This is a genomic window from Streptomyces sp. NPDC021224 (assembly GCF_044332905.1).
Lineage (GTDB): Bacteria > Actinomycetota > Actinomycetes > Streptomycetales > Streptomycetaceae > Actinacidiphila.
The window spans coordinates 122,238-136,739 of record NZ_JBIRPW010000011.1 but is presented as its reverse complement, the minus strand read 5'-3'; the positions used below and the strand labels follow the sequence as shown (position 1 = coordinate 136,739).

The window sequence follows — 14,502 nt, the reverse complement described above, 5'->3', positions numbered from 1 at the left end:
GCGCTTCGCGCCGGGTGAGCGTTTTCAGGGGCGCGTGGGGGCTCCTCCCAGGCTCCGCCTGGGAGGAGCCCCCACGCGCCCCTTCGGGCCCAGGCCCCCCGCAGGGGTCAGCGGCCCCGCAGCTCGCGGTACCTGGCCACCAGGTGGGACGTACTGGCGTCCAGGCCGGGCACCTCGGCTCCTTCCACCAGAGCGGGCTCGATCCGCTTCGCGAGGACCTTGCCGAGTTCGACGCCCCACTGGTCGAACGAGTCGATGTTCCAGATCGCCCCCTGCACGAACACCTTGTGCTCGTACAGCGCGACGAGCTGCCCCAGCACCGACGGCGTCAGCTCGGTGGCGAGGATCGTCGTCGTCGGGTGGTTGCCGCGGAAGGTCTTGTGCGGGACCAGTTCCTCGGCGACGCCCTCCGCGCGGACCTCGTCCGGGGTCTTGCCGAAGGCCAGCGCCTGGGTCTGGGCGAAGAAGTTGGCCATCAGCAGGTCGTGCTGGGCGGTGAGCGGGCCGAGTTCGGTGAGGGGACGGGCGAAGCCGATGAAGTCCGCGGGGATCAGCTTCGTGCCCTGGTGCAGCAGCTGGTAGTAGGCGTGCTGGCCGTTGGTGCCGGGCGTGCCCCATACGACGGGGCCGGTCTGCCAGTTCACCGGCTTGCCGTCGCGGTCGACGGACTTGCCGTTGGACTCCATGTCCAGCTGCTGGAGGTAGGCGGTGAACTTCGTCAGGTAGTGGCTGTAGGGCAGCACCGCGTGCGACTGCGCGTCGTGGAAGCCGCCGTACCAGACGCCGAGCAGGCCGAGCAGCAGCGGGGCGTTGCGCTCCGGCGGGGCGGTCCTGAAGTGCTCGTCGACCAGGTGGAAGCCGGCCAGCATCTCGCGGAAGGCGTCCGGGCCGATCGCGACCATGAGGGACAGGCCGATGGCCGAGTCGTAGGAGTAGCGGCCGCCGACCCAGTCCCAGAACTCGAACATGTTGTCCGGGTTGATGCCGAACTCGGTGACCTTCTCCGCGTTCGTCGACAGCGCGACGAAGTGCTGGGCGACCGCGTCGTCCCCGGCGCCGAGCTGGGCGAGCAGCCAGGTGCGGGCGGAGGTGGCGTTGGTGATGGTCTCGATCGTGGTGAAGGTCTTGGACGCGATGATGAAGAGCGTCTCGGCCGCGTCCAGGTCGCGTACGGCCTCGTGCAGGTCGGCGCCGTCGACGTTGGAGACGAACCGCACGGTCATGTCGCGGTCGGTGTAGGCGCGCAGCACCTCGTAGGCCATGGCCGGGCCGAGGTCGGAGCCGCCGATGCCGATGTTGACGATGTTGCGGATCCGCTTGCCGGTGTGGCCGGTCCACTCGCCGGAGCGGATGCGGTCGGCGAAGACACCCATCTTGAGGAGGACCGCGTGCACGGCGGGGACGACGTTGTGGCCGTCGACCTCGATCGTGGCGGACTGCGGGGCGCGCAGCGCGGTGTGCAGCACCGCGCGGTCCTCGGTGGTGTTGATCTTCGCGCCGCGGAACATCGCGTCCCGCAGCTCCGGCACGCCGGTCGCCGCGGCCAGTTCGCGCAGCAGCGCCAGCGTCTCGTCGGTCACCAGGTGCTTGGAGTAGTCCAGATGGAGGTCTCCGACCTGGAGGGTGTAGCGCTCGGCCCGGCCGGGGTCGGCGTCGAACAGGTCCCGCAGGTGGGTGCCCGCCGTCTCGTCGCGGTGCTTGGCGAGCGCGTGCCACTCCGGTCGCTGGTCGAGACGGATGCGGCTCGTGCCGTCCTGCGCGTTGGTTTCGGACATCAGTCCACTTCTCCTCGTCCTCGCTGCGGGATCAACGCTAGTTGATGACGCGGCGGAACGCGGGCCCGGCACCCGGTGCGGCCTGCGGTGACCCTGCCTCAGAAGAGGTGCTCAGAAACCGCCGCGGTGGATCCGTCCGGCGTAGTGCTCCTCCAGACCTGCGTTGCGCTCGAAGCCGCCGGGCAGGTTCGCCGAGATGTAGACGGGCGCGGTCGCGCCCTCGGCGACCAGCAGGCCCACCGCCTCCGCGACGACCATCTGGACCAGCAGCGCCGAGGTGATGGTGGACACCCCGCACAGGGCGCCGCCGTCGGGCAGCGGCAGCAGCGCGTCACCGGCGGGGGCGCAGTTGTCGAGGACGGCGTCGGCGATGTCGGCGAGCCGGCGCCCCGACGGGTGCAGGGCGGGCACGGCGCGGGTGTGGGTGAGCGAGGTGAGCGCGACCAGCTTGTGGCCGGCCTCCTTGACGTGCAGGGCCATGTCGACGACGGAGTTGTTGACGCCCGAGTTGGAGACGATGACGAACAGGTCCTGCGGGCGCGGGGTCGCCAGCTCGTACAGCCGCTTGGCCAGGCCCGGGGAGCGCTCCAGCAGCGGGTCGGCGAGCACCGAGCGGTCGTCGCCGCCGCGCAGCACCAGGTCGGACAGGCCGATCCGGTTGGTGGGGATGAGGCCGCCCGCGCGGCCGACGATCTCCAGCACGGTGGCCTGCGAGTGGCCGGTACCGAAGCCGTGGATCACGCCGTCGGCGGCGACGCAGTCGGCGAACAGCCGCCCGGCGGCGGCGACCGAGTCCTTGTTGGCCTCGATGGCCCGCTCGACCGCGTCCCGGCCTGCGTCGGCGAACGTGGCGGCGCTGATCTGTGCTTCGGCCATGGCCGGACCCCTTTGCGTGCGGTACGTGCGGTTGCCTGCGGGTGTGTGCGGGTATGTGCGGTGGTTCTCCGTACGGCGTACGACCGCGCGGACCGCGGCGGCCGCGCGGTCCTGCGCCGTTGCGATCTTCGGCTCAACGAACCGAAGATGTGCCTCCATGATGGAACAACCAACCGGGCGCGGCCGTCAAGAGCGCAGCAGCCGGGCCAGCGCCACCGCGCCGACCACACCGTCGGACACCGGGAAGACCCGCACCCCGGTGCCCGCCAGCAGCGCGCCCACCCGCCCCACCAGCGGGCCGCCGGGCCCGAGCAGCCCGCCGCTGAGCACCAGCGGCTCCCCCGCCCGCGGCCGCAGCGCCCGTACGCTCCCGGCCAGCAGCTCCGCGGCCCGCGCCAGCAGCCCCGCGGCCACCGCGTCCCCCTCCCCCGCCGCGCTGACGACCAGCGGACTGAGCAGCGCCAGCTCGACCGGCGCCGCCTCGTACGCCCGCACGACGAGCCCTTCCGCGACCGCCTGCGCGGCCGGCCCCCCGGGGGCTCCCCCCACGGGCACGGCGAGATCCCGCGTCCCGGCTGCCGGGCGGCCGCCCGGACCGCCGTACGCCGGGCGGCCCGCACCGCCGTACGCGATCCCCGCACCCAGCGCGCTGTCCCCGGAGGCCGCGGCGGGCGGCGACCCGGCCGCGGCCTCCGGCCGTACCCCCGGGCCGGAGGCCGCGGGTACCCCGTAGTGCGCCAGCACCGCCGGGACCAGCGAGGTGGCCGGGCCGCGGCCGTCCAGGGCGGCCAGCGTGGCGCGGACGGCCTGGGCGCCGAGCCAGAAGCCGCTGCCCTCGTCGCCGAGCAGCCAGCCGTGGCCGTCGGCGACCAGCGCGCGCTGCCCCGCGGTGACGCGGGCGGCGACCGCGCCCGTGCCCGCGATGAGCACCAAGCCGTCGCGCGGGGCGCCCGGCGCGGCCGCGAGCGCGACCTCGGTGTCGCCGCCGACCTCCACCGCGTCCGGTGCCATGCCGAGGGCCGCGAAGGCGTCGCCGAGGCACGTGAGCACCAGGCCGTGGCCGCGTTCGGGGCCGAGCCCGGGGGCGGCGCCCGCGAAGCCGCCGTGGACCGCGCCGACCCGGGCGCGCGCCGCGGGCGGCACGGCCTGCGCCAGGGCCGCGGCCAGGTGCGCGGTGAGCTCGGCCCGGCCGACGCTGAGCGCGTTGCCGGGTCCGCCCGAGCCGGTGCCGAGGAGCGCGCCGTCCGGCTCGGCCGCCGCGAGCGCGGCCCGGATGCGGGTACCGCCCGCGTCGATCCCGACGACGAGCCGCCGGTTGTAGATTTCGTTCATCGCCACGCATGGTGGTTGACGGATTCACCGCGCACAAGCCCCGGGCCGCGGACGCGCCGGGACCGCGGGGCCCGGGGGCGGCGCGCGCCCGCGGCGGTCCGGAAGCCCGCCGCGGGCGTACCGCACCGCGACCGGGGCGGCCAGGACCGAGAAAGGCGCAGCCATGATCACCGCACTGATCCGCTCCGAGCTCCCCCGGATGTCCGACTCGCTGCGCAAGGTCGGCGAGGCGGTGCTGGCCGACCCGGCGGCGGCCGGGCACGGCTCGGCGGCCGAGCTGGGGCGCCGTACCGGGACCTCGCAGGCCACCGTGACGCGGTTCTGCCGCGCGCTGGGCCTGGAGTCCTACCAGCAGCTGCTGATCGAGCTGGCGCAGGAGCAGGGCCGCAGCCAGGCGGCGCCGGAGGGGGACGGGGGCGCCCGGCAGGCCGCGCTGGGCCCGCGCATCGGGCCGGACGACGACCTGGAGCATGTGATAGCCGTGGTCGCACAGGCGGATCTGCGGGCTATGCAGCACACCGCCGACCACCTGGACCGGGAAGGACTCGAAAGGGCCGCCCAGTCCCTCTCCAGGGCCCGCAGGATCGACGTCTACGGCGTCGGGGGCTCCGGGATCGTGGCGCGCGAGGCGCAGGCCCGGCTCTTCGGCATCGGCTGCGCGGCCCACGCCTGGACGGAGGTGCACAGCGCGGAGACCTCCGCGGCGCTGCTGACGCCCGCCGACACCGCGCTCGCCGTCTCCCACTCGGGGACGACCCGGGAGGTGCTGGAGCCGCTGCGGCTGGCCGCCGACCGCGGGGCCTTCACCGTCGCGGTGACCGGCGACCCGCGCTCACCGGTGGCGCAGGCGGCGGACGTCGCGCTGACGTCCTTCTCCGGCGAGACCAGCTTCCGGCGCGGCAACTTCGGCACCCGGCACTCGGTGCTGCTGATCGTGGACTGCCTGTACGCGCGCGTCGCGCAGCTCACCTACGAGCGCGCGACCGCGTCCATCGCGCTGACGGCCCACATCGCCGACGCGCACGCCGCCGGCCGGCCGCGCCGCCGCTGACGGCCCGCGGCGCGTGCCGCCGCCCCGCGGGCGGGCCCGCGGCGGCGGTGTCAGATCTCGCCGCGGAGCTTCGCGAGCGCCTCGGCGAGGATCGCCTCGCCGTCGGCGGCCGAACGCCGCTCGCGCACGTAGGCGAGGTGGGTCTTGTACGGCTCCGTACGCGGCGGGGCCGGCGGATTCTCCTCGTCCTGCCCGGCGGGGAAGCCGCACCGGGGGCAGTCCCAGGTGTCGGGGATCTGCGCGTCGCTGGCGAAGCTCGGCTGGGTCTCGTGCCCGTTGGAGCACCAGAAGGAGATGCGGAGACGCGGCGCGGACTCGCCGCGCTCGGCCTCTCCCATCGGCCCCGCTCCGACCCGACTGCCACGGATCGCGTTGCCACTTGCCACGGTCGTAACTCCCTGCGTGATGGTGCTGCGAGGTTCGCCAGTTTACGGGGACCTTACGTGCCGTCCAGTGGCAGGCACACGACCGCCCCCCGAAGGCGTTCCCTCATAGTAAGCCGCAGGGGCGACGAGGCGTCAGTTCCCTGTGGACGGGCGGGAGTCGCAGCGGGGGGCGTCGGGTGCCGTCGAACGCGGGCCGGTCCTACTTGTACTTCATGACCAAACCGAGGACGACGATGCACGCGAACCACAGCAGGCCGATGACGACGGTGATCCGGTCGAGGTTGCGCTCGGCCACGGACGAACCACCGACGGAGGACTGCATGCCGCCGCCGAACATGTCCGACAGGCCGCCGCCCTTCCCCTTGTGCATCAGCACCAGCAGCAGAAGCAGCAGGCTGAGGATGATGAGGGCGATGGAGAACCCGATTTCCACGGCTGGACCAACTCTCTCGACTACAGGACAACGGCACGGGGCCGAGCCGCGTGGATTCCCGGTTCGGCCCCGCCAGGGTACTTCACAGTGCCGCGGACCTCACTGGTCGCGGAAGCGGACGATCTTCACGAACTCGTCCGCGTCCAGCGCGGCACCGCCGACGAGCGCCCCGTCGACGTCCGGCTGCGCCATGATCGCGGCGACGTTGCCCGCCTTGACCGAGCCGCCGTACTGGATGCGGATCGCGTCCGCGGTCGGCTGGTCGTACAGCTCCGCCAGCCGCGCCCGGATCGCGCCGCAGACCTCCTGCGCGTCCTCGGGGGTCGCGACCTCGCCGGTGCCGATCGCCCAGACCGGCTCGTAGGCGACCACGATCGACGCGGCCTGCTCGGCGCTGATGTCCTTCAGCGCGCCGTCCAGCTGCGCCAGGGTGTGCGGCACCTGCTGTCCGGCCTTGCGGACGTCCAGGCCCTCGCCGACGCACAGGATCGGCGTGATCCCGTTGCGGTAGGCGGCCTTGACCTTGGCGTTGACGATCTCCTCGGCCTCGCCGTGGTACTGCCGCCGCTCGGAGTGGCCGATGACCACGAAGGTGCACTTGAGCTTGGACAGCATCGGCCCGGAGACCTCACCGGTGTACGCACCGGAGTCGTGCGCCGACAGGTCCTGCGCGCCGTACTTGATCCGCAGCCGGTCGCCCTCGGCCAGCGTCTGCACCGAGCGCAGGTCGGTGAAGGGGACGAGCACGGCGACCTCGACGGCGTCCAGGTCCTTGTCGGTGAGCCCGAAGGCGAGCTTCTGGAGGTGTGCGATGGCCTCCAGGTGGTTGAGGTTCATCTTCCAGTTGCCCGCCATGAGCGGGGTGCGGCTCTGCTCGGTCACGTCGTCAGTCCTCCAGTGCTGCAAGCCCCGGCAGGGTCTTGCCTTCCAGGTATTCCAGGCTCGCGCCGCCACCCGTGGAAATGTGGCCGAAAGCCGACTCGTCGAAGCCCAGGATGCGGACGGCCGCGGCCGAGTCGCCGCCGCCGACGACCGTGAAGGCCGGGGAGTCGATGAGGGCCTGGGCCACCGCGCGGGTCCCCTCGGCGTAGTCCGGGTGCTCGAAGACGCCCATCGGGCCGTTCCAGAAGACGGTGGCGGTGTCCGCGAGCTTGGCCGCGAAGAGCTTGCGCGACTCCGGGCCGATGTCCAGGCCGATCAGGTCGGCCGGGATGCCGTCGACCGGCACGGTGACCGGGTCGCTCGGCGTCTTGGCCTTCAGGTCGGGGAACTCGGGGCTGCCGACGACGTCGACGGGCAGCACGAACTCCACGCCCTTGGCCTTCGCCCGCGCCAGGTAGTCCTGCACCACGGGGATCTGGTCCTCCTGGAGCAGGCTGCTGCCGACCTCGTGGCCCTGGGCCTTGAGGAAGGTGAAGACCATGCCGCCGCCGACCAGGATGCGGTCGGCCTTCTCCAGCAGGTGGTCGATGACCCCGAGCTTGTCGGACACCTTCGAGCCGCCCAGCACGACCGCGTACGGCCGCGCGACGTCCTCGGTGAGCTTCTTGAGCACACCGACCTCGGTGGCGATCAGCCCGCCGGCGGCGTGCGGCAGCCGGGCCGGCAGGTCGTAGACCGAGGCGTGCTTGCGGTGCACGGCGCCGAAGCCGTCGCCGACGTAGGTGTCGGCGAGCGCCGCGAGCTGGTCGGCGAACGCGCCGCGCTCGGCGTCGTCCTTGCTGGTCTCGCCCGCGTTGAAGCGCAGGTTCTCCAGCAGCGCGACCTGCCCGTCGGCCAGGCCTTCCACGGTGGCGGTCGCGCTGTCGCCGACGGTGTCGGTGGCGAACGACACGTCCTTGCCCAGCAGCTCACCGAGCCGCTTCGCCACCGGCGCGAGCGAGAACTGCGGGTCGGGCGCGCCCTTGGGACGGCCCAGGTGGGAGGCGACGATCACCCGCGCGCCGGCCTCGGCGAGCTTGGTGATGGTCGGTACGGCGGCGCGGATCCGGCCGTCGTCGGTGATGGTCTCGCCCGCGAGCGGCACGTTCAGGTCGGCGCGGACGAAGACCCGCTTGCCCGCCACCCGCCCCTCGCCGATGAGGTCGTCGATCGTCTTCATCTTCTGCGGTCACTCCGGTCTGCCGGCCCGGCCGCTCGGCCGGGTCTGCCTGGGTCTGCCCTGTCTGCTTGCGGGGGGCACCGCACGGCGACAGGGCCCGGCGCGGGCGCTCCGTCGCGCCCGGCCGGACCCTGTCCCTCACATCCGCGGTGCCGTGTCGGCTGTGCCGTCTGCTGCTGCCGTGCGGCAGGTCAGAGCTGGCCGCCGACGAAGACCGTCAGGTCCACCAGGCGGTTGGAGTAGCCCCACTCGTTGTCGTACCAGCCGATGACCTTGACCGTCTTGCCCTGCGCCATGGTCAGCGAGGAGTCGAAGGTGCAGGAGGCCGGCCAGTTGACGATGTCCGAGGACACGATCGCGTCCTCGGTGTACTCCAGGATGCCCTTGAGCTGGCCCTCGGCGGCCTTCTGGAAGGCGGCGTTGACCTCGTCCTTGGTGACCTCGCGCTCCAGGTCGACGACCAGGTCGGTGACCGAGCCGGTCGGGACCGGCACGCGCATGGCGATGCCGTCCAGCTTGCCCTTGAGCTGCGGGATGACCAGCGCGGTGGCCTTCGCGGCGCCCGTGGTGGTCGGGATGATGTTCTCCGCCGCCGCGCGGGCGCGCCGCAGGTCCTTGTGCGGGAAGTCCAGGATCCGCTGGTCGTTGGTGTACGCGTGGACCGTGGTCATCAGGCCCTTGACGATGCCGAAGTTCTCCAGCAGCACCTTCGCCATCGGCGCCACACAGTTCGTCGTGCAGGACGCGTTGGAGATGATGTTGTGGTTGGCGGGGTCGTACTGGTCCTGGTTGACGCCCATCACGATCGTGATGTCCTCGTCGGAGGCGGGCGCCGAGATGATGACCTTCTTGGCACCGCCGGCCAGGTGCTTGCCGGCGTCGGCGGCCTTGGTGAAGATGCCGGTCGACTCGACGACGATGTCGACGCCCAGCTCGCCCCAGTTCAGCGCGGCCGGGTCGCGCTCGGCGAGCACCTTGATGGTCTGGCCGTCCACCGTGATGGAGTCGGCGGTGTGGGTCACCTCGGCCTTGAGGCGGCCCAGGATGGTGTCGTACTTCAGCAGGTGTGCCGTGGTCGCGGTGTCACCCAGGTCGTTGACAGCCACGATCTCGATGTCCGCGCCCTGCTCCAGGACGGCGCGGAAGAAGTTACGACCGATGCGGCCAAAGCCGTTGATGCCTACCCGGATCGTCACGAACCGATCTCCTCGCTCAGTCGCCGGAATCCGTTCCGGCTGCGAAATATGGGATGTCCCCGACCACGTCCGACCCTACCTCGCCCGTGTCGCGCGAGTGACATTGCCCATCCCGGGCCGAGCGTTTTCCGCTCCCGCGGGGGGCGCGTCCCGCGTGCGGCCGCGCCCCCGGGGGGCACGGGCCCTGCCCGGCAGGTGAGATCAGCCGACCATCTCGTCGGTGAGGCTGGCCTCCGTGCCCGGCAGGCCCAGGTCGGAGGCGCGCTTGTCCGCCATCGCGAGCAGGCGGCGGATCCGGCCGGCCACCGCGTCCTTGGTGAGCGGCGGCTCCGCGAGAGAGCCCAGCTCCTCCAGCGACGCCTGCTTGTGGTCCATCCGCAGCCGGCCCGCGGCGGCGAGGTGCTCGGGGACCTCCTCGCCGAGGATCTCCAGGGCCCGCGCGACCCGCGCGCCCGCCGCCACCGCCGCCCGCGCGGACCTGCGCAGATTCGCGTCGTCGAAGTTGGCGAGCCGGTTCGCCGTGGCCCGCACCTCGCGCCGCATCCGGCGCTCCTCCCAGGCCAGGACGGAGTCGTGGGCGCCGAGCCGGGTCAGCAGCGCGCCGATCGCGTCACCGTCGCGTACGACGACGCGGTCGACGTTGCGCACCTCGCGGGCCTTCGCCGGGATCTGCAGCCGGCGGGCGGCGCCGACCAGGGCGAGCGCGGCCTCGGGGCCGGGGCAGGTGACCTCCAGCGAGGAGGAGCGGCCGGGCTCGGTGAGCGAGCCGTGCGCCAGGAAGGCCCCGCGCCACGCGGCCTCCGCGTCGCAAGTGGCGCCGGAGACGACCTGCGGGGGCAGCCCGCGGATGGGGCGCCCGCGGCCGTCCACCAGGCCCGTCTGCCGGGCGAGCTGGTCACCGCCTGCGACGACCCGGACGACGTACCGGCTGCCGCGGCGCAGCCCGCCGGGCGCCATCACGACCAGGTCGGAGGAGTGGCCGAAGATCTCCAGGATGTCCTTGCGCAGCCGCCGCGCCGCGATCCCGGTGTCGAGTTCGGCCTCGATCACGATCCGGCCGCTCACCAGGTGGAGTCCTCCGGCGAAGCGCAGGATCGACGACACCTCCGCCTTGCGGCAGCAGGTCCGGGTGACGGGAAGCCGGGAGATCTCGTCCTTCACCGCTGCCGTCATCGCCATGGGCCGATCCTTCCACGCATACGAAAAATCCGGTCATACGCGGCGGCCAACAACTCCGGGTCGTGCCGCGGCCCGTCGGGGGCGGCGACCGGGGCCAGGTGGACCGTGCCGCCCAACCGCAGCGCGGCCTCGTCGAGGCTGTCACGGTCGGGCACGGCGGCCTCGTCGGCGAGAACCACGTCGATGGTGAGTTTAGGGGCGTGTCGCCCCAAAACCTCCAAGTGACGCTGCGGAGAAAATCCTGGGGTCTCGCCGGGCTGCGGTGCCAGGTTGAGTGTGAGCACCCGCCGGGCACGGGTCGTCATCAGGGCGTCCGCCAGTTCCGGCACCAGCAGGTGCGGGATGACCGAGGAGAACCAGGAGCCGGGCCCGAGCACCACCCAGTCGGCGTCAAGTACCGCCTGCACGGCCTCCGGTACGGCCGGCGGGTCGGCCGGCACGACCATGACCTCCTGCACCTCGCCGGGGGTCAGGGCGACGGTGGCCTGTCCGCGGACGGTGCTGATCGCGTCGGGCGCGGCCGGGTCGTGGCCGCGTACGGTCGCGTGCAGGTCGAGCGGGACGGCGGACATCGGCAGCACCCTGCCGTGCGCGCCCAGCAGCCGGCCGACCCACTCCAGCGCGGCGACCTCGTCGTCCAGCTGCTCCCACAGGGCGACGATCAGCAGGTTGCCGACCGCGTGGCCGTGCAGGTCGCCGCCGCTGACGAAGCGGTGCTGGACAACCTGCGACCAGGTCCTGCCCCATTCGTCGTCGCCGCACAGCGCGGCCAGCGCCTTGCGCAGGTCGCCGGGCGGCAGGACGCCCATCTCGCTGCGCAGCCGCCCGCTGGAGCCGCCGTCGTCGGCGACCGTGACGACGGCCGTCAGATCGCCGGTGATCCTGCGCAGCGCGGCGAGCGAGGCGGCCAGCCCGTGGCCGCCGCCGAGCGCCACCACCTTGGGCGGCACGCCGCGTCGGCCCGCCGCGTTGCGCCCGGTGCGGCGGCCGTACCGCCGCCCCGCCATGATCACTCGCGCCCCATGTCCCGATGCACCGTCACCGTCTCCACTCCGTCCGCCGCCAGCCGTTGGGCCAGCCGTTCCGACATCGCCACGCTGCGGTGCTTGCCGCCCGTGCAGCCCACCGCGATCGTCACGTACCGCTTGCCCTCACGCCGGTAACCGGCGGCGATGATGTGCAGCAGCTCGGCGTAGCGGTCGAGGAACTCCTTGGCGCCCGGCTGGTTGAACACATACGTCGCCACCTCGTCGTTGAGCCCGGTGAAGGGCCGCAGCTCCGGCACCCAGTGCGGGTTCGGCAGGAAGCGGCAGTCCACCACCAGGTCGGCGTCGACGGGCAGGCCGTACTTGAATCCGAACGACATCACGGTGGCCCGGAGTTCCTGCTCCTCCTCACCGGCGAACTGCGCGTCGAGCTTCGCGCGCAGTTCGTGCACGTTGAGGCTGGAGGTGTCGACCACCAGGTCGGCGTCGCCGCGCAGCTCGCGCAGCAGGTCGCGCTCGGCGTTGATGCCGTCCACGATGCGTCCCTGGCCCTGCAGCGGGTGCGGGCGGCGCACCGACTCGAAGCGCCGCACGAGCGCCTCGTCGGAGGCCTCCAGGAAGATCACCCGGCGCTTGACGTGCTTGGTCTCCAGGTCGGCGAGCGACTCGCGGAGGTTGTCGAAGAACTGCCGGCCGCGGACGTCCACGACGACCGCGATCCGCGCCACGTTGCCCTGCGAGCGGGCGCCGAGGTCCACCATGGTCGGGATGAGGGCGGGCGGCAGGTTGTCCACCACGAACCAGCCCAGGTCCTCCAGGCACTTGGCCGCGGTGCTGCGGCCGGCTCCGGACATCCCGGAGATGATCACCAGTTCCGGGATCGCCTGGGCCGGCTGGCCGGCCTCGCCCGGTGCGGTGCTGGTCATACGCGCTGCGTCCTTCTCGGGGCCCAGCTCGGGGCCCTGGTCGGTTTCCTTGTCCGTTTCCTGGCCGGTTTCCCGCTCTGCGTCCTGCTCTGCGTCCTGCTCGCTCATGTGCTCTTCCCCCGTGGGTCGCGCCCGGACGGCACCGGTTGGGTGCCGTCGGCCGGGCCGCCGTCGTCTTCGATGATCTCTCCGGTCGCGGTGTTCACCGCGGGTGCGGCCGGGGCCGCGGTCGCCAGCGCCCCGGCGACCGTCTCCGCCGTACGGCGGCCGATCCCCGGGACCTGGCAGATCTCCTCCACCGTTGCCGCGCGCAGCCGCTTGAGCGACCCGAAGTGCTTCAGCAGCGCCTGCTTGCGGGTCTCGCCCAGACCCGGCACCTGGTCGAGGGCGCCGGCCTTGAGCGTCTTGGTGCGCTTGCTGCGCTGGTAGGTGATGGCGAAGCGGTGGGCCTCGTCACGGACCCGCTGGAGCAGGTAGAGGCCCTCGCTGCTGCGCGGCAGGATGACCGGGTCCTCGTCGTCCGGGACCCAGACCTCCTCCAGGCGCTTGGCCAGGCCGCACACGAAGACGTCGGCTATGCCCAGCTCGTCCAGCGCCCGGCGGGCGGCGGCGACCTGCGGCTTGCCGCCGTCGACGACGACGAGCTGCGGCGGGTAGGCGAACTTGCGCGGGCGGCCGGTGTCCGGGTCGATGGGCCCGGCGGGCTGCTCGCCGCCGCCCTCGGGGTGCCCTTCCGCTGCGTCCGGCTCGCCGTTCGCCGCCGCGTCCGCGTCCTGCGGCTGGTCGGGCTCCCACTCGCCGGTCTTCTGCCGCTCCTGGAGGTAGCGGCGGAAACGCCGGGAGATCACCTCGTGCATGGAGCGGACGTCGTCCTGTCCCGCGAAGGACTTGATCTGGAAGCGGCGGTACTCGCTCTTGCGGGCGAGCCCGTCCTCGAAGACCACCATCGAGGCCACCACGTCCTCACCCTGGAGGTGGCTGATGTCGTAGCACTCGATGCGCAGCGGCGCGGTGTCCAGGTCCAGCGCCGCGGCGATCTCCTCCAGCGCGCGCGACCGGGTGGTCAGGTCCGAGGCGCGCCGGGTCTTGTGCAGTGCCAGCGCCTGCTGCGCGTTGCGCTGCACGGTGGTCATCAGGTCCTTCTTGTCGCCGCGCTGCGGGATCCGCAGGCTCACATGCGAGCCGCGCCGGTCGGCGAGCCACTGGGCCAGCGGCTCCACGGGGCTCGGCAGCACCGGGACCAGCACCTCCTTGGGCACGCCGCCGCTGCCGCCTGACCGGCTCGCGTCACCGCTCTCCTCGCCGTAGAGCTGCTGGAGGGCGTGCTCGACCAGATCCGCGGTGTCGACCGCCTCGACCTTGTCGGTGACCCAGCCGCGCTGGCCGCGCACCCGGCCGCCGCGGACGTGGAAGATCTGCACGGCCGCTTCCAGGTCGTCCTCGGCGACGGCGATCAGGTCGGCGTCGGTGGCGTCGGCGAGCACGACCGCGTTCTTCTCCATGGCGCGCCGCAGCGCCTCCAGGTCGTCGCGCAGCCGGGCCGCCTGCTCGTACTCCATCTCCGCGGCGGCGTCCTTCATCCGCTGCTCCAGCCGGCGGGTGTACGTGCCGGTGTGGCCGGCCATGAAGTCGCAGAACTCCTCGGCCAGTTCGCGGTGCTCGGCGGGGCTGATCCGGCCGACGCAGGGCGCGGAGCACTTGCCGATGTAGCCGAGCAGGCAGGGCCGGCCGATCTGCGCGGAGCGCTTGAACACCCCGGCGGAGCAGGTGCGGACGGGGAAGACCCGCAGCAGCAGGTCCACGGTCTCGCGGATCGCCCACGCGTGCGCGTACGGGCCGAAGTAGCGCACACCCTTGCGCTTGGGTCCGCGCATGACCTGGACGCGCGGGAAGTCCTCGTTCATGGTGACGGCGAGCGACGGATAGCTCTTGTCGTCACGGTATTTGACGTTGAAGCGCGGGTCGAACTCCTTGATCCAGGAGTATTCGAGCTGCAGCGCCTCCACCTCGGTGGAGACGACCGTCCACTCCACCGACGCCGCCGTGGTGACCATGGTGGCGGTGCGCTGGTGCAGGTTGGTGATGTCCTGGAAGTACGAGGACAGCCGCTGGCGCAGGCTCTTCGCCTTGCCGACGTAGATCACCTGGCCGTGCTCGTCCCGGAATTTGTAGACCCCGGGAGAGTCGGGGATCTGGCCCGGCTTCGGTCGGTAGCTGCTGGGGTCTGCCATGGCTCCCACCCTACTGGCGGGATGCCGCAG

At 72.6% G+C, this 14,502-nt stretch carries 13 protein-coding genes; 1 reads left to right on the top strand and 12 read right to left on the bottom strand.

Annotated elements, in window-relative coordinates; translation table 11 throughout:
* Nucleotides 1–107: 107 nt before the first annotated feature.
* The 3 genes from pgi to ACH4PY_RS25760 form a co-directional block, all read right to left on the bottom strand.
* On the bottom strand, nucleotides 108–1,775 hold the full coding sequence (gene pgi / locus ACH4PY_RS25770) for a glucose-6-phosphate isomerase (RefSeq protein ID WP_398187392.1): 1,668 nt from the start codon (nucleotides 1,773–1,775) through the stop codon (nucleotides 108–110).
* A 111-nt stretch (nucleotides 1,776–1,886) separates the two neighbouring features.
* Nucleotides 1,887–2,651, bottom strand: coding sequence for a sugar isomerase domain-containing protein (locus tag ACH4PY_RS25765; protein WP_398187389.1), 765 nt, complete (start codon nucleotides 2,649–2,651; stop codon nucleotides 1,887–1,889).
* Nucleotides 2,652–2,837: 186 nt separating this feature from the next.
* Nucleotides 2,838–3,983 carry a BadF/BadG/BcrA/BcrD ATPase family protein gene (locus ACH4PY_RS25760; protein WP_398187386.1) on the bottom strand — a complete coding sequence of 382 codons (1,146 nt, stop codon included), beginning with the start codon at nucleotides 3,981–3,983 and terminating at the stop codon, nucleotides 2,838–2,840.
* 163 nt (nucleotides 3,984–4,146) lie between these two features.
* On the opposite strand from ACH4PY_RS25760, the gene ACH4PY_RS25755 reads away from it, so the two are divergent.
* The gene (locus ACH4PY_RS25755) at nucleotides 4,147–5,034 is read left to right on the top strand and encodes a MurR/RpiR family transcriptional regulator (protein WP_398187383.1); all 888 of its coding nucleotides are present in this window, start codon (nucleotides 4,147–4,149) and stop codon (nucleotides 5,032–5,034) included.
* A 50-nt stretch (nucleotides 5,035–5,084) separates the two neighbouring features.
* Here ACH4PY_RS25755 and ACH4PY_RS25750 read toward each other — a convergent pair whose 3' ends face one another.
* The 9 genes from ACH4PY_RS25750 to uvrC form a co-directional block, all read right to left on the bottom strand.
* On the bottom strand, nucleotides 5,085–5,420 hold the full coding sequence (locus ACH4PY_RS25750; RefSeq protein ID WP_078862516.1) for an RNA polymerase-binding protein RbpA: 336 nt from the start codon (nucleotides 5,418–5,420) through the stop codon (nucleotides 5,085–5,087).
* 199 nt (nucleotides 5,421–5,619) lie between these two features.
* Entirely contained in the window at nucleotides 5,620–5,853 is a 234-nt protein-coding gene (secG, locus tag ACH4PY_RS25745; RefSeq protein WP_031521006.1) for a preprotein translocase subunit SecG, read from the bottom strand.
* Between the two features lie 99 nt (nucleotides 5,854–5,952).
* A complete protein-coding gene (gene tpiA / locus ACH4PY_RS25740) occupies nucleotides 5,953–6,708 on the bottom strand; it encodes a triose-phosphate isomerase (protein ID WP_398187650.1) in 756 nt (251 codons plus the stop codon).
* Nucleotides 6,709–6,739: 31 nt separating this feature from the next.
* Entirely contained in the window at nucleotides 6,740–7,954 is a 1,215-nt protein-coding gene (locus tag ACH4PY_RS25735) for a phosphoglycerate kinase (protein WP_398187378.1), read from the bottom strand.
* 191 nt (nucleotides 7,955–8,145) lie between these two features.
* Nucleotides 8,146–9,150: a type I glyceraldehyde-3-phosphate dehydrogenase gene (gene gap, locus ACH4PY_RS25730; protein ID WP_398187375.1), complete on the bottom strand. Its 1,005-nt coding sequence runs from the start codon at nucleotides 9,148–9,150 to the stop codon at nucleotides 8,146–8,148.
* Nucleotides 9,151–9,351: 201 nt separating this feature from the next.
* Nucleotides 9,352–10,329: a DNA-binding protein WhiA gene (whiA, locus tag ACH4PY_RS25725; protein ID WP_398187372.1), complete on the bottom strand. Its 978-nt coding sequence runs from the start codon at nucleotides 10,327–10,329 to the stop codon at nucleotides 9,352–9,354.
* A complete protein-coding gene (yvcK, locus tag ACH4PY_RS25720) occupies nucleotides 10,320–11,336 on the bottom strand; it encodes a uridine diphosphate-N-acetylglucosamine-binding protein YvcK (protein ID WP_398187369.1) in 1,017 nt (338 codons plus the stop codon). Before yvcK ends, whiA begins: the two co-directional genes overlap by 10 nt.
* Before the next feature lie 2 nt (nucleotides 11,337–11,338).
* Complete coding sequence (gene rapZ, locus ACH4PY_RS25715) at nucleotides 11,339–12,241, bottom strand: RNase adapter RapZ (RefSeq protein WP_398187647.1); 903 nt, start codon at nucleotides 12,239–12,241, stop codon at nucleotides 11,339–11,341.
* Nucleotides 12,242–12,345: 104 nt separating this feature from the next.
* The gene (gene uvrC, locus ACH4PY_RS25710; RefSeq protein WP_398187366.1) at nucleotides 12,346–14,472 is read right to left on the bottom strand and encodes an excinuclease ABC subunit UvrC; all 2,127 of its coding nucleotides are present in this window, start codon (nucleotides 14,470–14,472) and stop codon (nucleotides 12,346–12,348) included.
* Nucleotides 14,473–14,502 lie beyond the last annotated feature (30 nt).

Bases quoted from the DNA above. Each gene is read 5' to 3' on its own strand.
- rapZ (WP_398187647.1), bottom strand. From the start codon at position 12,241: ATGACCAGCACCGCACCGGGCGAGGCCGGCCAGCCGGCCCAGGCGATC.
- whiA (WP_398187372.1), bottom strand. From the start codon at position 10,329: ATGGCGATGACGGCAGCGGTGAAGGACGAGATCTCCCGGCTTCCCGTC.
- ACH4PY_RS25735 (WP_398187378.1), bottom strand. From the start codon at position 7,954: ATGAAGACGATCGACGACCTCATCGGCGAGGGGCGGGTGGCGGGCAAG.
- ACH4PY_RS25765 (WP_398187389.1), bottom strand. From the start codon at position 2,651: ATGGCCGAAGCACAGATCAGCGCCGCCACGTTCGCCGACGCAGGCCGG.
- pgi (WP_398187392.1), bottom strand. From the start codon at position 1,775: ATGTCCGAAACCAACGCGCAGGACGGCACGAGCCGCATCCGTCTCGAC.
- uvrC (WP_398187366.1), bottom strand. From the start codon at position 14,472: ATGGCAGACCCCAGCAGCTACCGACCGAAGCCGGGCCAGATCCCCGAC.
- ACH4PY_RS25760 (WP_398187386.1), bottom strand. From the start codon at position 3,983: ATGAACGAAATCTACAACCGGCGGCTCGTCGTCGGGATCGACGCGGGC.
- ACH4PY_RS25755 (WP_398187383.1), top strand. From the start codon at position 4,147: ATGATCACCGCACTGATCCGCTCCGAGCTCCCCCGGATGTCCGACTCG.
- yvcK (WP_398187369.1), bottom strand. From the start codon at position 11,336: ATGGCGGGGCGGCGGTACGGCCGCCGCACCGGGCGCAACGCGGCGGGC.
- tpiA (WP_398187650.1), bottom strand. From the start codon at position 6,708: ATGGCGGGCAACTGGAAGATGAACCTCAACCACCTGGAGGCCATCGCA.